The organism is Pseudoduganella sp. GW821-FHT11H04, assembly GCF_058807935.1.
Genome location: NZ_JBXARE010000009.1, coordinates 125,514 through 147,263, shown reverse-complemented (window position 1 = coordinate 147,263; position 21,750 = coordinate 125,514). Strand labels below are relative to the sequence as shown.

The window sequence follows — 21,750 nt, the reverse complement described above, 5'->3', positions numbered from 1 at the left end:
AAGGAGAATGCCATGCGAAACCGCGGCTTTACCCTCGTTGAAATTGCCATCGTGCTGGTGATTATCGGCCTGCTGCTGGGCGGCGTACTCAAAGGACAGGCCCTGATCGACAGCGCCAAGGTCAAAAGCATCATCCAGCAGGCCACAGCACTGCAAGCGGCCGTCAACGCCTACCAGGACCGCTTCCATGCCCTGCCAGGCGACGACATCCTCGCCACCACGCATGTGCCGGGCGCCGCAGGCAATGGCAACGGCGACGGACAGATCACGGAATACCAGCTCGCTCCGCAGCACCTTGCCCTGGCCGGCCTGATCACCGGTTCCTACAACGGCACCACCGACTTCATGACCAGCGCCCAAGGCGGCGCCGTCTACATCTTCAACGACGTGGTGGGAGGCCGGGCCGGCAACGGCATCCGCTTCGACAACCTGCCCGACACCTTCGCGCAGGAGATTGACGCCAAGCTTGATGACGGAAAACCGGATTCCGGCAACATTCGCGCCACAGGGCCTTATACTAATAACGGTACGATCATCACCCGGCTCGCAATCTTCTTCTGAACCTATGACATCAAGCACTGAACGACGCCGCGTCTTCCTGATGCGGCATGGCAGCGTCACCTACTTCGACGAAGCCGGCAAGCCTCACCTTCCCGAAACCGTGCCCCTGAACGAGGCCGGCCGCGCGCAAGCTGCCGCAGCCGGCAAGGCTTTCGCCGCCGATGGCGTGAAATTCGACCGCGTCATCGTCTCCGGCCTGCCGCGCACCGTTGAAACAGCCATGCGCGTGCTGGCGGAGACCGGCCAGCAAATCCAGCTCGAAACCTGGCCGGAACTGGCCGAAATCCGCGGCGGCAAACTATCCGGCATCCCCGACGACAAGCTGCGCGAAGCCTTCACCGGCGCCTTCGAGGGCGTGGTGCCCGAGCAGCGCCGCTTCCTGGGCGGCGAATCGGTGGGCGAATTGATGGACCGCATCCACCCCGCCATCGCCAGGCTGCTGGGCGACGACAGCTGGGACACGGTGCTGCTCGTGCTGCATGGCGGCGTGAATCGCGCCATCCTCTCGTATGCGCTGACCGGGGGCCAGCGACTCTTCCTCGGCAACCTGTCGCAAGCGGCCGGCTGCATCAATGCGCTGGACGTAGGCAGCGCCCCACACGACTGGATCGTGCGCTTTTCCAACTTCGCCCCTCCTGCGCCCCTCCAAACGGAAACCCGCAGCACTACGATGGAACAGTTGTTCAAGGAATACGCAAAATCCCGCTTGCCTTCCCGCGCAGAAAAATAGTACGATCGTTCGAATGGAGGGTTTATGTTCGAAGAATTCATGGGCACCAAGGAGGTGTCGGAGCGTCACCGTTTCGACACTGCAGCGCTGGACGCATACCTGCGCCAGCACGTTGAAGGCTATCCGCAAGGAGAATTGAGGATCGAGCAGTTCAAGGGCGGCCAGTCGAATCCGACCTTCAAGCTGTCAATCGGCGGGCAGCATTATGTATTGCGCACGAAGCCCGCGCCAGCCGCCAAGCTGCTGCCCTCCGCCCACGCCATCGAACGCGAATACCGCGTCATGGACGCCCTGAACAAGGCAGGCTTCCCCGCGGCGCGCCAGTACTGCCTGTGCATGGACGAAGCGGTGATCGGCCGCGCCTTCTACGTCATGCAATTCGTCGAAGGCCGCGTACTGTGGGACCAGGCCCTGCCCGGCATGACGCCCGCCGAACGCGGCGCCATCTACGATGAGCTGAACCGGGTGATCGCGCAGCTGCACACCGTCGACTACAACGCCATCGGCCTTGGCGATTACGGTAAGCCCGGCAACTACTTCCAGCGCCAGATCGAGCGCTGGAGCAAGCAATACAAGGCTTCCGAGACCGAGACCATCGAAGCGATGGACCAGCTGATTGCCTGGCTGCCGGCCAATATCCCGCCGGGCGAAGACACCTCCATCGTGCACGGCGACTACCGCCTTGACAACATGATCTTCCACCCCGCCGAGCCGCGCATCCTCGCCGTGCTGGATTGGGAGCTTTCCACCTTGGGCCACCCCTTCGCCGATTTCAGCTACCACTGTATGAGCTGGCACATCGCGCCGGGCCAGTTCCGCGGCATCGCCGGCCTGGACCTGAAAGCGCTCGGCATTCCATCGCAGCGCGAATACATCGCGCGCTACGCCGAACGCACAGGAAAAACCATCCGCCTGGAAGACTTCAACTTCTACCTCGCCTTCAATATGTTCCGCCTTGCCAGCATCATGCAGGGCATCATGAAGCGCTACGTCGACGGCACGGCGTCCAGCGCCCAGGCCCTGGAATCGGGCAAGCTGGCACGCCCGATGTCGGAGATGGGTTGGGCCTACGCCCAGGGCAAGTCAATCGAATAAGGGACACGCAATGGATTTCGACTACTCCCCGCGCACCAAGGAATTGCAGGCGCGCCTGCTGGCCTTCATGGATCAGCACATCTACCCGAACGAGAAAGCATTCCACCACGAAGTGGAACGCAACGGCCGTGAAAAAGGCAACCGCTGGATTCCTACCGAGCTGATTGAGCGACTCAAGCCGCTGGCGCGCGACCAGGGCTTGTGGAACCTGTTCCTGCCACGCTCAAACCGCGCGCCGGAAGGTTTGTCCAACCTCGATTACGCACCACTCTGCGAAATCATGGGCCGCGTGCCCTGGGCCGCTGAAGTGTTCAACTGCTCAGCGCCCGACACCGGCAATATGGAAACGCTCGAACGCTACGGCACGGAAGAACATAAGCAGCGCTGGCTGGAACCGCTGCTACGCGGCGAAATCCGCTCCGCCTTCGCGATGACGGAACCGGCCGTGGCATCTTCGGATGCGACCAATATCGAAACCCGCATCGAACGCGACGGCGACCATTATGTGATCAACGGCCGCAAATGGTGGATCTCCGGCGCGGGCGATCCGCGCTGCCAGGTGTATATCACCATGGGCAAAACCGATGTCGATGCGCCGCGCCACGCGCAGCAATCGATGATACTGGTGCCGGCCGATACGCCGGGGCTGACGGTGCTGCGTCCCTTGCCGGTCTTCGGCTACGACGACGCGCCGCACGGCCACTGCGAAATGGTGTTCGAAAACGTCCGCGTGCCGGCTTCGAATATCCTGCTCGGCGAAGGTCGCGGCTTCGAGATCGCGCAAGGCCGCCTGGGTCCCGGACGTATCCACCACTGCATGCGCGCCATCGGCGTGGCCGAACGCGCACAGGAATTGATGGTGCAGCGCCTCACTTCGCGAATTGCATTTGGCAAGCGTCTATCCGACCAGGGCGTGTGGCGCGAACGCATCGCCGAATCACGCATCCGGATCGATACCGCACGCTTACTCACTTTGAAAGCCGCCTATATGATGGACACGGTCGGTAATAAGGTGGCGCAATCGGAAATCGCCATGATCAAGGTATTGGCCCCGAACGTCGCGCAACAGGTGCTTGATTGGGCCATTCAGGCGCACGGCGCAGCCGGGGTTTCGGACGATTTCCCGTTGGCTTACCAATGGGCCGGCAACCGCACCCTGCGGCTGGCCGATGGCCCGGATGAGGTGCACCGCAACGCCATCGCAAAACTCGAAATCGCCCGCTTTTCGTCCACAACAAGCTGAGCTATCATCGTCCTGCAGTCACTCTCCCGAAAGGATGTGCCGTGCAGGACGATTCCAGCAAGCCTTTGCCGCCATTGCGGTCGCAGTTTGCGATGATGGCTGCGGCCTGCGCCGCGCCCGCGCTCCTTGGCATCGCCCTGGTGCTGGTGTTTTTCCAGCAGCGCGGCCTGGGCCGCGCCGAGCTGGAAATCCAGCACGTTCAACGCGCGACCGCCGCCATCGTCGACCGCCAGTTGCTTGCAGCGGAAGCAGCGGCCATCGCCCTGGCCAGCAGCCCGAGCGCCCGCAGCGGCGACCTGGTCGCGCTGCGCAGCCAGGCTGCAAGCGCCCTGCCATCGGGCCTGCCATACCAGTCGCACATCCTGCTGACCGAAAATGGCGCACCGCAGATCATCGCGGGCAGCGCCCTGGCCATTGACCGCGCAGCGAATGCGGCCCGCCTGAAATTCCCTGCCGGCGCGCGTTCCGCCATCAGCCTGCTGCCGGCAAACGGCAAAGACCCCGCCCACCTGGCCATCGACGTGCCTTTGCAGCGCCCCGGAAAATCGCCGGCCGCCTTGAGCGTGCTCCTGCCCGGCGACGCCCTTGACAAGATTGCCGAAGAAGTCGGCCTGCCGTCCGGCGCTGTGATCGCAGTGACGTCGCACGACGGCCGCCTGGTCGCACGCAGCGGAGACGACGGACGCGCCAGCGGCCAGCCTGCCACCGAAGCCCTGCATGGCCTGCCCTTGCAGGTGGCATACCTGCGCGGCGCCGTCAGTCCGTGGGGCGCGACAGTCGCAGCACCCGCGCTCGAGCCATTGGGAGCCTTCGATACGCTGTCCCTTGGCCTGCTTGCCCTCCTTGCCACCTTGATACTGGCGGGCTTCGCGGCGGCAGCCATCGCCTCCCGCCGCATCGCCCGCTCCGTCGATGCGCTGCGGGCCCCTGCGCAAGCGCTGGCCAGCGGCACGCCGGTGGAGATGCCCAGGATGGCTTTCCGCGAGGCGCAGCAACTGGGCGCCAGCCTGCTGCAACTTGACCGCGACCTGACCCGCCACCGCCAGGACCTTGAGCGCGTGGTGGAAGAACGTACAGCACAACTGGAAAATTCGAACGCCCTGCTGGAAACCATCTACGCCACCGCGCCTGTCGGCCTGAGTTTTGTCGATACCCGCCTGCGCATCCTGATGATCAACGATTACCTCGCGAACATGAACGGCATGCCGGTCAATGAACATATCGGGCGCCGCTTCGATGAAGTGATCAACGACCGCAACCTGGTGGCGCAAGTGAACCAGGCCTATCGCCGCGTTCTGGCCACCGGCCAGGCGGTGCCGAATGCGGAATTGACCGGTACGGCGGTATCGCGCCCGGGCCGCGGCAGCCATTTCATCGCCGGCTATTACCCGGTATTCGGGGCTGACGGCGCGATGGTCGGCATCACCTCCATGCTGATGGATATCACACAACAGAAAGACACCGAAGCCGCGCTGCGCCAATCGAAGGCCCTCTTCAAGTCCGTTCTGGAGAACATGCCGGCCATGGTCTTCGTCAAAGAGGCGCAGCAGCTGCGCTTTGAACTGCTCAACCGCCAGGGCGAGTTGCTGCTCGGCCGTCCGCGCGAAGCCTTGCTTGGCAAGGGCGACGTCGACTTCTTCCCACCCGAACAGGCAGCGGCATTCCAACTGTCGGACCGCAAGGTGCTGGCATCCGAAGAAGTGCTGGAAATACCGGAAGAAACCCTACGCACCGCCGGCGGCGAAACGCGCTACCTGACCACCCGCAAAGTCGCCCTGCGCGACGAACAGGGAACGGCCACCCACCTGCTAGGCATTTCGCTCGACATCACAGAACACAAACGCTCCAACGAAGCCTTGCAGCAGACCTCACTGAGCCTGGCCCGCAGCACCAGCTTCCTGCATACGGTAACGGAGAACCTGCCTGGCCTGGTGGCTTACTGGGATGCCGACCTGCGCTGCCACTTCGCCAATAAATTCTTCCTGGCCTGGTTCGGCAAAACCCTGGACGAGGCCATGGGCGAGACTATCGGCCACGTCCTGCCGGCCAGCCTTATGGAGCAAATCCAGCCCCATATCGACGCCGTGCTGCAAGGCACGCCGCAGCACTTCCTGCGCGAACTGGAACTGCCATCGGGCGAACTACGCTACACCTGGATCAATTTCATTCCCGACCGTAACGAATCGGGCGCCGTGCGCGGCTTCTTTGCCTTAGGCTCGGACGTGTCTGAACTCAAGCGCAGCGAGTTGAAATTGCAGGAACTGAACGAACAACTGATGCGGGCGCGCGACCGGGCGGAGGCAGCCAGCCGCGCCAAGAGCGAATTCGTGGCCAATATGAGCCACGAGATCCGCACGCCGATGAACGCGATCACCGGCCTGGCCCGCCTGCTGCAGGAAGCGCCGCTGGAACGGCGCGAGCGCAGCTACGTCAGCAAAATCCAGGTGGCGACGCAAAGCCTTCTGGGCGTGGTGAACGATGTGCTGGACTTTTCCAAGATCGAAGCGGGCCAGCTGCAACTGGAACAGGCGCGCTTCAACCTTGGCCGGCTGCTGGCCGGCACCGCCGTCATGATCGCCAACAATGCCTCGGATAAGGGCGTGGAGCTGGTGTTCGACCTCGCTCCCGGCCTGCCGTCCGAAATGATGGGCGACGCAATGCGGCTGCAGCAAGTCCTGCTCAACCTCCTCAGCAACGCGATCAAATTTACGGAGCGCGGCGAAGTGGTACTGTCCGTGCGCGAGACCGACAGCGGCGGCAACTGGCTGACAATGGAATTCACCGTGCGCGACACAGGCATCGGCATACCGGCCGAACAACAGCAGCATATGTTCGATGCTTTCTCCCAGGGCGACAGCAGCACCAGCCGGCGCTATGGCGGCACCGGCCTGGGCCTGGCCATCGCGCGTCGCTTGTCCGACCTGATGGGCGGTGTCATCAGCGTCGAAAGCCGCCTTGGCAAAGGATCGACCTTCCACTTCATCTGCCCCTTGCAGCGCTGCCCGGACTTTACCGAGCCCCAGGTTCCGGTAAGCCTGCGCCAGCTTGATGTGCTGGTGGTCGACGATAACGCCAGCGTGCGCCAGGCGCTGCTGCATATCGGCGAGGCGATGCACTGGGCCGTGATTGCCGTCGGCAGTGCAGCGGAAGGCTTGCAAGCCCTGCGCAATGGGCATTTCGAGCTCCTGATTGTCGATAGCGCCATGCCGGGCACCGACGGCATCGCGATGCTGGTCGAAGCACGTGGCGCCGCCGCCCTGGCTTTGCCCAAGGTCGTGATGATGGCCTCCGAGCGCTCCAGCGACGACTTGGTACAGCTGGCCGACAGCCTGCAAATCGACGCCGTACTGTCCAAACCCTTCACCCCGGACGGAGTGCGCGATGCCGCACTGGCCGCGCTCACCGGCGCCAACCAGCCGGAACACCGCAACAGCCACGCCGCCCTGTCCGGAAGCCTGGCCGGCATGCGCGTGCTGCTGGTCGAAGACAATGAAATCAATCAGGAAATGGCGCGCTACATCCTGCTCCACTGCGGAGCGCTGGTGGAAGTGGCCTCCAATGGCGAGATCGCACTCGACCTGCTGCGCGACGATCCGCAGCGCTTCGACGCGGTGCTGATGGATTTGCAGATGCCCGTAATGGACGGCTACCACGCCACCGAAGCGATCCGCGCCATGGGCCTGCGCAGCCTGCCGATCATCGCCATGACCGCCAACGTCATGCAGGAAGACCGCCAGCGCGCCATCGAAGCCGGGGTCGACGCCCACATCGCCAAGCCGATCGACGTCGACGAGATGATCGCCACCCTGACCCGCCTGGCGCCGCTGCATCCCGAACTGGCTGCCGGACCGCCGGCAGCTGCCCGCGGCGACGCGCACGGCAATGCGCAGCCAAGCACGCTGCCCGGCATCGACCTGGAAGCAGCACTGCGCCGCGTAGCCGGCAACTACGCCGCTTTCGCCAGCCTGCTAAAGCGCTTCGAGAATTCGCAGGGCGACGCGGTGCGCGAAGTACGCGAATGCCTGGCGCAGGACAAGCGTTATGCCGCCACGCGTGTGCTGCATCGACTGAAAGGCGTGGCGGCCAATCTTGGCGCCACCGATGTGGCCCGTCTCAGCGCCCAGGCCGAAACGGCCGTCGCGGAAGGCCAGGACAGTTCCGCGGCCGCCCTGCTGCTGTCGCTAGAGCAGGCACTTGCCGTGGTCACCACGGCGGCGCGCGAGCTGCCCGCCCCGGTGGCGGCGGCTGCAGAAAACGTCCCCACAGCCAGCCTGCCGCAAGCCCTTAACGACTTGCTCATGCTGCTTCGGAACAGCAATATGCGCGCCCTGGCGGCGTTCAAGGCCATCAGCCCGCTGCTTGAGCAGCGCTGCCCAGACCTTTTGCCCGGCCTTGCCAATGCCATTGAAACGCTCGATTTCTCCAACGCCGAACAGCGGCTGCAGGAAATCATGAAAAGGGAGGAAACCGCATGACATGGACCGACCAGGCGCGCAACGGGCGCCTGCTGATCGTCGATGACGCCATGGAGAATATCCAGATCCTCAACCACGTATTGGGCGAGGAGCACGAAGTACTGTTTGCGATGAATGGCGAGAAGGCGCTGGAGCTGGCGCACCAGCACCGCCCGGACCTGATCCTGCTCGACGCCGTCATGCCGGGAATGGATGGCTATGAAGTGTGCGCGGCCCTCCGGACCGCCGAGGACCTGCGCGACATCCCTGTCATTTTCGTCACTGCCCTGACCACTCCGGAAGACGAAACGCGCGCGCTGGAGGCCGGCGCGGTCGATTTCATCACCAAGCCGTTCAACGTCGCCGTCGTGCGTGCCCGGGTGCGCACCCACCTGACCCTCAAGCGCCAGTCCGACGCCATGCGCGAGCTGACCCTGACCGATGCCTTGACCGGCGTCGCCAACCGCCGCAGCTTCAACGACGCGCTGGACAATGAATGGCGCCGCTGCGCACGATCACACACACCGCTGTCGGTGGTCATGATCGACATCGACCACTTCAAGCTTTATAACGATGCATACGGCCACCAGGCCGGGGATATCTGCCTGCGGCAAGTGGCGAACGCCATGGTGCAATGCGCAGGCCGCACGCCGGATCTGCTGGCGCGCTATGGCGGCGAGGAATTCGTGATCCTGCTGCCGCAAGCCAGCGTGCAAGGGGCCGAAACGGTGGCGCAGCGCATCCTGGCGGCAGTGCAGGCGTTGCAGATCCCGCACCCAGCCGCCCATACGGTTACTGTCAGCCTTGGCATCTCCTGCATCGTGCCGACTGAAGACAGTTGCGATGCCGACGCCCTGATGCGTTCAGCGGACGGAGCCCTGTACCAGGCCAAGAAAGATGGCCGCAACCGCTACCGCGTGGCACACTGCGTTCAGGATGAACGCTACGCTCAGGAATAGCGCCGCATCAGGAATTCCGCCACGCAGGCCGGCTTTTCACTGCCCTCGCATTCCACCGTGACTTCCCAAGCCAACTGGTGGCCTCCTGCCACCGGCGTAATGCTGCGCAGGACGACATGACCGCGCACACGGCTGCCCACCGGCACCGGCGCAGGGAAGCGCACTTTATCCAGGCCGTAATTCAGGCCCATGCGCATGTCCTCCATGAACACCGCGTCCTGCAGCAAGCCAGGCAGCAGGGACAGCGTGAGGAAACCATGCGCCACCGCGCCCCCGAACGGCGATTCGGCCGCGGCACGCACTGGATCGGTGTGGATCCACTGTTCGTCGTTGGTGGAAGCACCGAAGGAGTTCACGCGTTCCTGGGTGATTTCCACCCAGCCGGAAACGCCTACCTCCTGCCCCACCAACGTTTCCAGTTCTTCCACATTACGTACCAAACGCGCCATTACGCCGCCTCCTTGAAGCCTGGCTGCGCGATGAAGCGTTCCAGGTGATGGTCGGCGTCGCCCAATGTGAGTTCAATCATCGCCAACCGTTTGAAATAATGCGCGGCCGGCAGTTCGTCGGTCACGCCCATGCCGCCGTGCAGTTGCACCGCCTGTTGTCCCACAAACCGGGCCGCCAGGTTCACGCGTACCTTGGCAGCGGAAACCACGCGGCGGCGCTCCTCGACGTCCGGCGAATCGGCATTCACAGCGGCCAGCATGGCAAGCGAGCGCGCTTGTTCGAGGTGGATGAACATATCGGCCATGCGGTGCTGCAGCGCCTGGAATTTGCCAATTGGCGCGCCGAATTGCTGGCGGGTTTTCAGGTATTCCAGCGTCGCGGCGAAGATTGCGTCCATAGCGCCGATCGCCTCGGCGCACAGCAAGGCCGCACCGTAGTCGGTCGCCGTTTCCAGCACCGGCCAACCAGCGCCCTCGGTACCCAGCAGCGTGGCCTGCACGCCGTCGAATTCGACCGTTGCCGCGCGCTGGCCATCGATGGTGCGGTAGTCGATAACGCGCACGCCCCCTGTATCACGCTGCACCACATACAAAGAGATGCCGCCAGTATCGCGCTGGCCGCCGCTGCTGCGTGCCGACACGATGAAGGCGCCCGCCTGTCCGCCATGCAGCACCACAGTCTTGCGGCCCGTGATACGCCCTTCCGGCGTGGCCGTTGCAAGCACGTCGTTTAATACGTAGCGCGATTGCTGCTCGCCCAGTGCGCAGGCCAGTTTCAAGTTGCCGGCGGCAACCCGCTCCAGCAAAGCCTCCTGGCCACCGGCGAGCTTGAGAAACTGCGCACCGAGCACGGTGGCGAAATACGGTTCAACCACCAGGCCGCGACCCAGTTCCTGCATCACGAGCATCATATCGACAGCGCTGCCATTGAAACCACCCTGCTTCTCCGGTACAGGCAGCGCCAGCATGCCCAGCTCCACCAGCGAGGCCCAAGCTTCGTCGGAAACGCCGGACTCGGAATGGATGATCTTCTTGCGCTGCTCGAAGCCGTAATCCTTAGCGACCCAGCGGCGCAGCGCATCGGCGAATTGTTGTTGCTCTTCTTTGAATGTGAAGTCCATGCCGCCCCCTTACAGTCCCAGGATCATCTGGGTGATGATGTTCTTCTGGATTTCGTTCGAACCGCCATAGATCGACGTCTTGCGCAGGTTGAAGTAATAGGCCGCCAGCGGCGCCGCGTCATCGCCACCGCCCAGCGCGTGATCGTGCTCGCCATCCAGATAGGCCGGATCGAAAGGCAAGGCCTGCGGGCCAAGCGCCTCCACCATCAACTCGGCAAGCGTCTGCTGGATCTCCGAGCCGCGCACCTTCAGCACGGAAGCCTGCGGTCCGGGACCATGCGCCTCCTGCGCAATGGTGCGCAGCACCGTCATCTCCAGCGCCATCAGTTCGATCTCGACGTTGGCTACGCGGGCAGCGAACAAAGGATTTTCCAGCTGCTGCCGCGCGCCCCTCTTCAGGAACAGCAACTCGCGCTTGGAGCGACCCACCGCAGCGATGCCGGTGCGCTCATGCCCCAGCAAATACTTAGCGTAAGTCCAACCCTTGTTTTCTTTGCCGACCAGGTTCGCAACCGGCACGCGCACATTGTCGAAGAAGACTTCATTCACCTCATGGTCTTCGTCGAGCATGATGATTGGGCGCACCGCGATGCCCGGCGACTTCATGTCGATCAGAAGGAAGGAGATGCCCTCCTGCTTACGTACGCTTGGATCGGTACGCACCAGGCAGAAGATCATGTCGGCATGCTGGCCCAAGGTGGTCCAGGTCTTCTGCCCATTGACGATATAGTGGTCGCCCTCGCGCACCGCCGTGGTTTTCAACGAAGCGAGATCAGAGCCTGCACCTGGCTCGGAATAACCTTGGCACCACCAGTCGGTGCAGTCCAGGATGCGCGGCAGGTAATAGGCTTTTTGCTCTTCGCTGCCGAAGGCCATGATGACCGGCGCCACCATATTCACACCGAACGGCAGGATGGGCGGGGTGCCGGCAATGGCGCACTCCTCTTCCCAGATGTGGCGCTGGGTGGCATCCCAACCCGGGCCGCCGAATTCAGTTGGCCAGGCCGGCGCCGCCCAGCCTTGCTTCGCGACGATCTGATGCCATCGCACGTAGTCGTCGCGCTTCAAGCGCAGATGCTTGCGGACTTTGGTTTGTAAATCCAGCGGCAGGTTCGCTGCCAGGAAAGCGCGCACTTCAGCGCGAAAAGCCTCATCCCTGGCAGAGTAATTCAAGTCCATGCTGTCTCCTTGATGTGGTCGCACCAGCAAAATAGCACGACCGTTCCAAGGAGTCTACAGCGGTCTGCGCCTCCGCGCGATAAAGCCAAGCAGGCCTAGCCCGGCGAGCAGCATGGCGTATTCGCCAGGTTCAGGCACAGGCGGGGCAACGCCATCAAAATCGCGCCCAAACATAGTGACGTTGGAGAAATCAGGATTAGCCTGGTTATTTCCAGTGAACCAGTCGATATGCCACGTACCGCTCAGGGTCTGTCCGGCGTTGATCGACTGGTTATCGAAGAGGAAGGCGGCGGCGCCATCGGCAGCCTTGAGTGCGAGCACCAGGTCCAGCGTAGCGGCTTGCGACGCGCTGGTGTTGGTGATGGTCCAGGTACCGGTAGTACCGGTCCCAAAGTCGAATGTGAAGTTGAGCCCATTGCCCAGGCTGAAGCCCGAGCTCGAACCGCCCTCATGCTTGCCAAGCAAAGTCCAGAGGTTGCTGCCCGAGCTTTCGAAAGCGTTACCAAAGCCGCTGGTATCGCCGTACGGGCCCGCTTGCGGATTCCAGCCCGGAGTAAAGACGAAGGCGTCCGATGCCTGCGTATCGAGCGTCACGTCGTCTGCAGTGGTATTACCGATGGTCGTCGCGCCAAAGGCGCTAGCTGCCAGGAGCATGCTGCTGGCAGCCAATGCAAACTTCTTTGCAATGGATTCCATACCTATCCCCTTCATTTAGGTTGAGACTGCCATTGCAATGTAGCTGTTTAGCGACCTCGACGGAGTTCGATACCTTTCCGAAATGTAGTTACTCGGAAAAGAAAACGCCGCAGATGGCCTATCCGCGGCGCCAATAAGGGGTATGTCAAGATTTGTTCTCAGCAGCCAGGCTGCCGGGCCGGCATATGCCAGCACTTTCATATTATCAATTTTTACACTTCAACACCCAATTTCTGCAATTCGTCGCATTTCGGCAAGGCGCCCAGGCGCCGGCCGATAGGATGCTGTCATTCCAACTAGCATGCAAAACAAGGACACCATCATGCGCATCAAGCTCACCCTCGCCGCCCTGATCGCCGTCAGCCTGAGTGGCTGCGTCATTGTGCTGAACGACAATGTCGACAGCGTCAAAGGCAATGGCACGCCAACCACCGAAACGCGCAGCATTGCCAGCGCCACCGGCCTGCGCATCGAAAACCGCCAGCGCGCCGACATGGAAGTGGAAGTAAACGTTGGCGGCGCGCCACGGCTGGTGATCGAAGGCGATGACAACCTGGTGCCGCTGGTGCATACGGAAGTCCGCGGCGACACACTCCGCATCTGGGCCGAACAGCGCATGAGCAGCAGCAAACCAATCCGCGTGCGCTACACCGCACCGCGCCTGGAGAACCTGGAAACCACCGGCTCCGTACGCACCAATGTGCAAGGCCTGCTGGGCGGCCCGCTGCAGGTAACGCACACCGGCTCCGGCTACCTCGAACTGCGCGGCCAGGTAGAGCGCTTGGACGTGCGCCACACCGGCTCCGGCCAGCTTTACGCAGACGGTTTGGACAGCAAGCTCGCCACGGTAGACATGTCAGGTTCCGGCCGCGTGAATATTGGCTCGGTGCGTGGCGATGCGCTGCGAGTTTCGGCATCGGGATCGGGTAGCTTCCAGGCGCGCGGCATCGTACATAACCTCGACGTGCAGATGCAAGGCTCGGGCAGCGCCCAGTTGAACGACCTGCGCGCCGACGAAGCGCACATCACCACCAATGGTTCCGGCGGCGTACACGCCTGGGTGCAGAACAAAGTCGACGCCCGCGCCAACGGATCCGGCCACATCGCCGTCAGCGGCAACCCAAGCCAGCGCAACCTATCCGGCCGCAACACCTCGATTCAGTGATAAAAGTCGGGGTCAGGTCGAGCAAATGGACAAAGCGCTGCGCGCTTTGTCCATTTGCTCGACCTGACCCCGAATTTCTATTCGATAGTGATTGGCAGGTCGCGGCCGGTGGTGGCGGTGTTGCCGGCGAAGTCGGCGGCGTAGATGCGCAGGGTGTAGTTGCCGGGCGCTAGTTGACTGACTTGCCAGCGGCCTGGGGTGACTTCGCCATGCTCGAGGCGGCTAAGCAGCGAGTACGTGAAGCGCGTTGCTTTGCTGCCGTAGACCGTGATGCCGCTGTCGGCGGAGTACACCACCTTGACTGCTTCGCGCTGCTTCGGCAGCTGGTCGTAGGTTTGCATGATGCGGGGCTGCTCGTAGCCTGCGAGCGGGGTGCCGTCAGCTTGCAGCACTTGGTAGCCAAGCTGGTACAGGCCGAGGCGCCGCCGTGCCAGGTTGCCGTCCATCTGGTCGAAGGCGTCGACCACGACGTCCACTTCGCCCAATTCCCTTGATACTTCGAGCCGCTTGCCTTTTTTTACTGGCAGGCGTTTGTCGTTGGCGTCGTACAGGGCAATGCCCTGGATGGTGGGCGCAACGGTGTCCTGCAGGCCGGGGAATGGCAGCGCGAGCGGATTCACTACGCGGCCTCGGTCGAACAGGTCGAGGTGGACGTGCGCCATCGTGTTGACCACGCCGAGCTGGTCGCCTACGTCAAATCGTGTACCTCGACGTACGCGGACGCGTTCTGGTTTGCCTTTGTCGTCCAGCAGGAGCTGGAAGCGGTCGTCGAGGGGCTTGTTCTTTTTGTCGCGGCCGACCTTCATGTGGATGTAGCTGGTGGTGCCGAGGTTGATGCCTTCGGAGACCGAGCCAAACGCCCAGTTGGGGAGCGGGTCGCTGACTTTGGCCTTCTCCACCACGTGCACGGAGCTGCCGACGTCCGCCTGCACATCGAGTCCGGCGTGGAAGTGGTGTCGGCTGTCGCCGTCATAGCTTCCGCGCACCTCGCCCATCAGGCCGACTACTTCGTGCGGCTGATTCTGCGGGAGCACTGGCCACGGCATCGGGGATTTGCTGCGCTGGGCCATCAGGCTGTTGTCCGATGCATCTGCTGGTGCGAGTGCTGCGGCGTGCGCGGTCGTAATCAGCGCTACCTTGGCCGCTGGCTCGGCGGCGGGGACGATGCGGTGCAGGCGCTGGGCTGGGCCATCGGCGAGCAACAGCGTGCCGTTGGGAGCCATGGCGAGGCTGCGTGGCCCGTAGACTTGCACATTGCCGTCGACGCCCGTGGCAGGATCGGCCGGGTGCTGGGCGTCTGGCAAGCCGGCCAGCGCGCCGTCTGGCGCCATCTGCAGCAAGCGACCGCGCGCGGCGACCGCGATGTAGACGAATCCGTCGTGCGTGACCGTCAGCGCCATTGGCCGGCGCAGGAGTGCGTCCTTCTCCATCTCTGGGGTTAAGGCGAGCGTGATCACTGAACCGTCTGGATTGATGCGGCGTAAGGCGTCGTTGCGCGAGTCGGCAATGTAGATGCCGTCTTTGCCCATCGCAATTCCACAAGGTGTATCGAATTGCGCGAGTTCGCCGATTCCGTCGACCAGATCGGGCCGGCCGTTGCCTGCCAGGGTGGTCACTGTGCCATCAGGCGCAATGCGACGGATCCGGTCGTTATAGGTGTCGGCCACGTACACGATGCCTTCTTCATCGACGGCCAGCCCAACCGGGCCGTTGAACTGGGCCTGGGCGCCCTGCCCGTCCGCAAAACCGGCGATGCCGCTGCCGGCCAGGGTCGAAACCGTTCCGTCAGGGGCAATCTTGCGAATCGCGTGGTTGCCGGTGTCGGCGACATAGACGTTGCCGTGCTTGTCCAGCGCAATGCCGGACGGAGTGTTGAAGGCGGCGTTGGCGCCAGCACCATCACGGTAGCCTTCAATGCCGCCCGCCAGCACGCGTAAGCTGCCGTCCGGCGCAAGCACTGACACGCTATTGCGCTCGCCGCCATCCGAGAAGTAGACATTGCCCTTGCCGTCGATGACGACGCCAAATGGATCGGCGAGTCCGGAGTCGAGCACGGTCTCAAGCCGCGCAGGCCAGCTGCGCTCAGTCGGCACCGGTCCGCGCTTGATCGGCGTCGGAACCGGCGCGGCGGCGCGGGGCGCTGAAGGGGCATGTAAGTAAAAATAACCGCCGGCGCCGGCAATCGCCAGCACCGCAGCACCAATTGCAGTCAATTTGATCGAGGTATGCACGGACAGGATTGTACCGCCTAGTTCTCAAGCTTTTCGCCACAAATGAGGCCAAGCAGATTATCCAGGTCGCATGCCAGTCGCTTCTTGTTCAGATTCACTGCCTCATCGCGGACACCCTGCGGATAAAAGCGGTAGGGATACTTGCGCATCAGGCCAAAAATCGGGCCCCAGTCTTCCGCCGGTAGCCAAGCGACGAGCGACTCCACCATCGAGTGGCCATAGATTTCTTCCATCGCGCGCGCCAGCAATTCGTGATCGTAGAACAGGTGCGCGATCCGCTTGCGCTTGTCGGCCAGGAGCAGGTCCGATTTGCCGACGGCGGATATGGCTTCGCGAACCCAGGTCGCGGGCAGCGGGCCGGCCTCGATTTTCTGGAGCTTTTCTTTATCCATTGCCATGACGGCAGCCAGGTATTCGCTGCGGCGCTCCGCGGCAAATTTACCGAGGAAGTCGCTGTACAGCATGTAGAAGTAAGGATCGCCTTCGGCGGGCCATTTGATGCCTTTGCAGTTCTCCGCGCCGGCCGCGCTGCATTGTGCGAACAGGGCTTCCTGCAGTTCACGGCTATTGTTGGCGGCCAGGCGCCACTGGTTCTCCTTGCGCTGCCACTCGTACAGGAACGGAAGAGCATCGCTTCCGGAGCATTTGCCTGCCCGCTGACCGTTATCCAGGTAGAAAAGCTGTCCGCTCACGTTGTCACGCACCGGAGCGGGGAAATTGAATGACGAGCCGTCGATCTCGTGCTCGACCGTGACGATGCCGTCCTTTGTGCGACGCCACAGCACCTGGTGATCTGGCACGTCGGCGCAGGAAGGCGTGCTTTCCCAAGTGGGGCCGGTGAAGCTGTCGACCACACCAGTGGCATATTCCGAGCGCGGCGGCCAGCTGGCCAGCACTGCGCATTGTGCATCGCCCGGAATTTCGACCAGCGAGATGCCGTACAGTGGCGCCTCGGCAGTCGCAAAGCGCTTCAGCCAGGCGTCGTCCAGCGTGAATTTACACTGCGGCTTGGCGCTGCTGAAGCGCGGTTTATCGGCGGGCTTGGCGATATAGGGTTGCATTGCCAGTTTGGTGGCAGGCGCCATCGCCTGAACTTCGGCGGCTGCAATTCCGGAGACAGGGGTTTTGATATCGTTTGCGCGCAGCCACTCAAGCTTCGCTCTGAGCTCTTTTTCCTCAACCGTGCTGCAATACACGCGACCGACCGTCGGTATGCGGTATGCGTGCAGCACCATGCGCGCGGCCACCTGGCGGAAATCGGGGAAGTTCTTCTCCAGCGCCATCCATTTGACCTTCAGGTCCGCAGCCGTGCTTTCGGCCAGCAGACAGCCCAGGGCATGTTCTGCACTGTTGTTGCGGTAGCCTGCCGAGACCAGCGCGGGCCATTGTTCGTAAGGGATCGTGGCTGCGAAGCCGAAATCGTCCGGGCTATTTTCCAGCTTGCCCAGGTGGCGCCAAAGAGTGCGCCAGGATTCTGCGGGTACGTTACCGGCTTTGGCGAGCGTGGGCAATGCGACCGCGTAGTTCTGGGCCAGCATACCGGCCGGCAGCGCGGCCAGGGCTTTATCCAATGCGGCTGGCGACTTTGCGTTCTTGCCAACTGTCTCTTGCACGCGCTGGTATGGCGGGACTTCGCGAGGCGTGGCAGCACCAGGCGGCGTGACGGACATCATGGGCGGCGTCATGCTGTACTTTTCCAACAGCACCTTGCCGACTTGTGGGAGCTTGTAGCGCGTGCTCAGCTCCAGCGCATCGGCGCCTTCGGCCTTCAGCTTTGGATCGGCGCCATGCTGCAAAAGCCACAATGCCGTCGCCGGCTTACCGGCGCGAATCGCATGGTGCAGCAAGGTGCCGTTGTGGCGGTAAGCGTTGAAGTCGCCGCCCGCCTTCAGCTGGCGCGCCAGATAGGCGATCAGTGCCCTCTCGCTGTCGGCGGAGAATCCCTCCGGCTCCGGTGTATTCCAGCTGCCGGTTTCCGGCTCGGCGCCCGGCATCGAGAGCAAAGCGGCGAAAGCGGCATCGGTGGCGCGATTGTTCGCCGCCAGGGCAAGCGGCAGGCTGAGGCAAAGGGCAATTCCAAGCAAACGGCGGAGCATTCATTTCCTTTCCAGATGGAAAGTATGAATATTCTCACAACTGATGCATTTTGACCAAAAAAAAGCCCGCTCTGGGAGCGGGCTGAAGTCTATTTCCTTGGAGGAGAATAGAGGAGACAGGTGCAATTATGCTGCGTCGCGGTATATCCGTCTACTTTATTGTAGTAATACTAGATATAACCAATCGAAATATCACCGCAGCCTCATTTATCTCCCACGTACGGCAGCACTCGGGTGGCCAGTCGGGTATCGGTGCGCAGCACGCTTACCTCGTCAGACAGGATGTGCACCGCTTCATTCAACAGTACGTCTTTGGCGTTCTTGGCGGCTTTTTCAGCTTCCAGTTCCGCCGACAGCGAACGCTCATCGCCTTGCAGGCCGTCGTCGGTGTGGATGGCGCCACGAACCTGATTGGACTGGCGTTGCGCAGCGCGCGGATTGGCCGGTTTAGCGGCAATCGCCTTGTTCAACGCATCCTTTGGATCCGCCACCGGGATTGGATCATCCGGCGACGGGCCGGCGGCCAGGCGTTGCTCACGCAGCTTGGCACGGGCTTCCTGCTGGTCGCGTTCCTTGCGGCGAACGGTTTCGTTCAGCGACACCACATTGTCCTTGCGCTGCTTTTTCACGTAGTTGATGTCGTCGAGCAGGTACTGGTAGTCCTTGTCCTTGGCCACACGGGCTTCGTGCTTCTTGTCCAGGATCGGGACGATTTCCTTCAACTCGCCGGCAGGGATGTACACCGCAGGCTTGACCTGGGTGTATGGCAGCGCGTTGTCGTAGCTCGATTCGCCGAAGCTGTCAGCATCGCTGGTAGCGGCCAGCTTGATGTCCGGCGTGACGCCGCGCAGCTGGGTGGTGCCACCGTTGATGCGGAAGAACTGGGCAATGGTCATCTTCAGTTCACCGAAGCGCGACTTCTCGCTCTGGCCGAAACGGTCAAGATTGACCAGGGTCTGCACGGTGCCTTTACCGAAGCTTGGCTCGCCGATGATCAGCCCACGGCCGTAATCCTGGATGGCGGCGGCGAAGATCTCCGAGGCGGAAGCGGAGCCGCGGTTGATCAGCACACCAACAGGACCGTCCCAAGCGAGGCCTGGCACATTGTCGGATTCCACTTCGACGCGGCCCTCAGCGTTACGCTGCTGCACAACCGGCCCACGGTCGATGAACAGGCCAGTCAGCTCCACAGCCTCGGTCAGCGAACCGCCGCCGTTGTTGCGCAGGTCGATCAGCACATTGTCGACCTTCTCTTTTTTCAGCTCGCCCAGCAGGCGGGCGACGTCGCGCGTGGCGCTCTTGTAATCCTTGTCACCCTTGCGGCGTGCGTCCCAGTCCTGGTAGAAGGTCGGCAGCGAGATCACGCCAACGCGGCGCTTCACGGCGCCATCCTTAACTTCGAGGATGGTTTTCTTGGCGGACTGCTCTTCCATGCTGATTTTCTTGCGAACCAGCGACAGCACGAAAGGCTTGCCGTCAGGGCCCGCATCGGCGCCCAGCACCTGCAGCTTGACGGTCGAATCTTTCGGACCGCGGATCTGCTGCACCACGTCGTCAATTCGCCAGCCCAGGACGTCGGTGAACTTGTCGGAATCGCCCTGCGCCACGCCGACGATGCGGTCGCCCACTTTCAGCTTATTGGACAGGCCGGCCGGGCTGCCCGGCACGATTTCGCGGATGACCGTGTATTCGTCGCGGTTCTGCAGCACAGCGCCGATGCCTTCCAGCGACAGGCGCATGGCGATGTCGAAGTTCTCGGAAGCGCGCGGTCCCAGGTAGTTGGTATGCGGCTCGATCGACATGGCGTAAGCGTTCATGAAGATCTGGAACACATCCTCGTTATTCAGCTTGCGCGAACGGGTCACGTAGTTTTCGTAGCGCTTGTCCAGCGTCTCGCGGATCGCCTTGTCCTCTTTGCCGGCCAGCTTCAGGCGCAGCCAGTCGTTCTTGACGCGCTTGCGCCACAGGTCTTTCACCTCGGCCTCGTTCTTCGGCCAATCGGCCTTTTCACGGTCGAACTGGTAGCTCTCGTCCTGGCTGAAGTCGAACTTGGACTTCAGCAGCTCACGCGCATATGCCATGCGGTCGTTGAAACGCTGCTGGTACAGGTTATAGATGGCGAAAGGCGTCTGCAGGTTTTCGCTGTTGATGGCATCATCCAGGCGCGATTTTTCCTTGTTGAAGGAATCGACGTCAGCCTGGGTAAAGAACAGCTTCTCGCCGTCGAGGGATTTGAAGTAGCGATCGAAGATCTTCTCCGACATCGCATCGTCCAGCGGCGTAGCCTTGTAATGGTAGCGCGACAGGACACGGGACGCCCACAAGGCGGCCTGGGTCTGCTGTGCTGCAGGCTTCATGGGTACATCTGCAGCCTTGTCTGCCTGGGCTGCGCCTGCATAGGCGGTAACCAGTGCCAGGGACATTGTGGCCAACAGGGTGTGCTTCTTCATCGGCTTGCTCCGAACGTAGGTGATTCCAAGTGAAAAGTGCTAATCCCATTCTACAGGATAGGCCATGCTTCTGGAGAGGGGGGGCATCGAGTGTGCCCCTGCTGTCTTAAGCGAACCTGAATTTGACCTTAAGAGTTATCATATCGCCTATTTTTATTACCAGGCAACCATGATTATTGCAGGCCGCGCTCGACCAGCCACCAGATAGCGCCGGCGATCAATGCATAAATAAAAGCCGAAGCGGCGCCGATCCTGATGTCGGCGCTGGATGGCAGGCCGCCGAACACGCAGCAGGCCACGATATAGCCCGCAAGGCCCCAGGACGGATAGTCGCCGGCGGAAAACGCCGGCACCATCCAGGCCTGGAAGGCCCAAACCCCAAGCGGCAGCATGGCCAGCGGGGCCAGTGCGACAAAGGCGGAATTCCAGAGATTGAGGTTGGAGAATGCGACAGCACCCAGCACCCAGCGATTGCCCTCGCGCCGGGGAAAAAGCGTGACCGATCGTGGTTGTGCGTTGAGGACCAGGCCGACCAGCAAATGACAGGCCTCGTGCAGCATGGTCGCGGCCAGGCTTATCAAGGCGATCAGGTAGCCGCTTCGGCGCAGGGCAAACATCAGCCCCAGCCACGCGGCCACCACAGCGCCGGATAAGACGGCAGGCGTCATCAGCCCGTGTAGAAGCAGCGGCCGCAAGCCTGACGATAGGCTTCGTTGCCGCCGATGCTGATTTGCTCGCCTTCGCGGATGCGCTCACCCTTTTCATCCACGCGGATGTTCATGGTGGCCTTTTTGCCGCAGGTGCAGATGTTTTTGATTTCTTCGATATCGTCGGCCAGCGCGAGCAGGTAGGCGGAACCCGGGAATGGCTCGCCGCGAAAATCGCTGCGTAAGCCGTAGCAGATCACGGGCACGCCCTTGGCCTGTGCCAGCTGATGCAGCTGCTTTACCTGCTCGGGCGTAAGGAATTGCGCCTCGTCGACCAGCACGCAAGCCACCTTCTGCATGTCTTGCAGGAAGCTGGTATCAGCCGAGAACAGCTCCACTTCGCGCTGCGGACCAAGTCGCGACGTCACCTTGCCCACGCCATAGCGGTCGTCGATAGCAGCGGTGAACAGGCGCACCATCAGGCCCTGCTCTTCGTAGTTATGGGCGACCTGCAGCATGGAGGTCGATTTGCCTGCGTTCATCGCAGAATAGCGGAAGTAGAGTTTTGCCACAGTGGAATCTAGATTAAAAGTCGCTGCGGGATTATACGGTGCGTCCCGCCATCTTCCAAAAAAGGTATAAGCTAGCGCAGAGAAATTCCTTCTTGATTCATT

At 62.2% G+C, this 21,750-nt stretch carries 16 protein-coding genes; 7 read left to right on the top strand and 9 right to left on the bottom strand.

All coding sequences use genetic code 11. From position 1 onward, the window contains the following. Positions 1–12 precede the first annotated feature (12 nt). The 6 genes from AC1RTP_RS19880 to AC1RTP_RS19855 are packed head-to-tail and all read left to right on the top strand — an operon-like array spanning position 13 to position 9,042. On the top strand, positions 13–561 hold the full coding sequence (locus AC1RTP_RS19880) for a prepilin-type N-terminal cleavage/methylation domain-containing protein (protein ID WP_498609771.1): 549 nt from the start codon (positions 13–15) through the stop codon (positions 559–561). 4 nt (positions 562–565) lie between these two features. Beyond that, entirely contained in the window at positions 566–1,291 is a 726-nt protein-coding gene (locus AC1RTP_RS19875) for a histidine phosphatase family protein (protein WP_498609770.1), read from the top strand. Between the two features lie 24 nt (positions 1,292–1,315). Then, the gene (locus AC1RTP_RS19870; protein WP_498609768.1) at positions 1,316–2,386 is read left to right on the top strand and encodes a phosphotransferase; all 1,071 of its coding nucleotides are present in this window, start codon (positions 1,316–1,318) and stop codon (positions 2,384–2,386) included. A 10-nt stretch (positions 2,387–2,396) separates the two neighbouring features. Continuing rightward, positions 2,397–3,629, top strand: a complete 1,233-nt coding sequence (locus tag AC1RTP_RS19865; RefSeq protein ID WP_498609766.1) for an acyl-CoA dehydrogenase family protein — start codon at positions 2,397–2,399, stop codon at positions 3,627–3,629. 41 nt (positions 3,630–3,670) lie between these two features. Continuing rightward, the gene (locus AC1RTP_RS19860) at positions 3,671–8,104 is read left to right on the top strand and encodes a PAS domain-containing protein (RefSeq protein ID WP_498609764.1); all 4,434 of its coding nucleotides are present in this window, start codon (positions 3,671–3,673) and stop codon (positions 8,102–8,104) included. Further along, positions 8,101–9,042, top strand: coding sequence for a diguanylate cyclase (locus AC1RTP_RS19855; RefSeq protein ID WP_498609762.1), 942 nt, complete (start codon positions 8,101–8,103; stop codon positions 9,040–9,042). Before AC1RTP_RS19860 ends, AC1RTP_RS19855 begins: the two co-directional genes overlap by 4 nt. Here the strand turns inward: AC1RTP_RS19855 and AC1RTP_RS19850 are convergent. Genes AC1RTP_RS19850 through AC1RTP_RS19835 form a run of 4 tightly spaced genes read right to left on the bottom strand, consistent with a single transcriptional unit; the run spans position 9,033 to position 12,487 of the window. Next, positions 9,033–9,491 carry a MaoC family dehydratase gene (locus AC1RTP_RS19850; protein WP_498609760.1) on the bottom strand — a complete coding sequence of 153 codons (459 nt, stop codon included), beginning with the start codon at positions 9,489–9,491 and terminating at the stop codon, positions 9,033–9,035. The genes AC1RTP_RS19855 and AC1RTP_RS19850 overlap by 10 nt on opposite strands. Beyond that, positions 9,491–10,612 carry an acyl-CoA dehydrogenase family protein gene (locus AC1RTP_RS19845; RefSeq protein WP_498609758.1) on the bottom strand — a complete coding sequence of 374 codons (1,122 nt, stop codon included), beginning with the start codon at positions 10,610–10,612 and terminating at the stop codon, positions 9,491–9,493. The genes AC1RTP_RS19850 and AC1RTP_RS19845 overlap by 1 nt, the downstream gene beginning before the upstream one ends. A gap of 9 nt (positions 10,613–10,621) precedes the next feature. Further along, positions 10,622–11,791, bottom strand: a complete 1,170-nt coding sequence (locus AC1RTP_RS19840; protein WP_498609756.1) for an acyl-CoA dehydrogenase family protein — start codon at positions 11,789–11,791, stop codon at positions 10,622–10,624. Positions 11,792–11,845: 54 nt separating this feature from the next. Next, positions 11,846–12,487: a PEP-CTERM sorting domain-containing protein gene (locus tag AC1RTP_RS19835; RefSeq protein WP_498609754.1), complete on the bottom strand. Its 642-nt coding sequence runs from the start codon at positions 12,485–12,487 to the stop codon at positions 11,846–11,848. Positions 12,488–12,809: 322 nt separating this feature from the next. Here AC1RTP_RS19835 and AC1RTP_RS19830 point away from each other — a divergent pair, with 322 nt between their 5' ends. Then, the gene (locus tag AC1RTP_RS19830) at positions 12,810–13,652 is read left to right on the top strand and encodes a head GIN domain-containing protein (protein ID WP_498609752.1); all 843 of its coding nucleotides are present in this window, start codon (positions 12,810–12,812) and stop codon (positions 13,650–13,652) included. 77 nt (positions 13,653–13,729) lie between these two features. Here the strand turns inward: AC1RTP_RS19830 and AC1RTP_RS19825 are convergent, their stop codons facing one another. From AC1RTP_RS19825 to AC1RTP_RS19805, 5 genes are all read right to left on the bottom strand, one after another. Beyond that, positions 13,730–15,883 carry a gluconolaconase gene (locus AC1RTP_RS19825; protein ID WP_498609750.1) on the bottom strand — a complete coding sequence of 718 codons (2,154 nt, stop codon included), beginning with the start codon at positions 15,881–15,883 and terminating at the stop codon, positions 13,730–13,732. Between the two features lie 17 nt (positions 15,884–15,900). Continuing rightward, positions 15,901–17,979: an ankyrin repeat domain-containing protein gene (locus AC1RTP_RS19820; protein WP_498609748.1), complete on the bottom strand. Its 2,079-nt coding sequence runs from the start codon at positions 17,977–17,979 to the stop codon at positions 15,901–15,903. 203 nt (positions 17,980–18,182) lie between these two features. Continuing rightward, positions 18,183–20,429, bottom strand: a complete 2,247-nt coding sequence (locus tag AC1RTP_RS19815; RefSeq protein WP_498609746.1) for a carboxy terminal-processing peptidase — start codon at positions 20,427–20,429, stop codon at positions 18,183–18,185. A 173-nt stretch (positions 20,430–20,602) separates the two neighbouring features. Beyond that, a complete protein-coding gene (locus AC1RTP_RS19810) occupies positions 20,603–21,097 on the bottom strand; it encodes a hypothetical protein (RefSeq protein ID WP_498609744.1) in 495 nt (164 codons plus the stop codon). Then, positions 21,097–21,648 carry a thymidine kinase gene (locus AC1RTP_RS19805; RefSeq protein ID WP_498609742.1) on the bottom strand — a complete coding sequence of 184 codons (552 nt, stop codon included), beginning with the start codon at positions 21,646–21,648 and terminating at the stop codon, positions 21,097–21,099. Before AC1RTP_RS19805 ends, AC1RTP_RS19810 begins: the two co-directional genes overlap by 1 nt. Between the last annotated feature and the right edge of the window lie 102 nt (positions 21,649–21,750).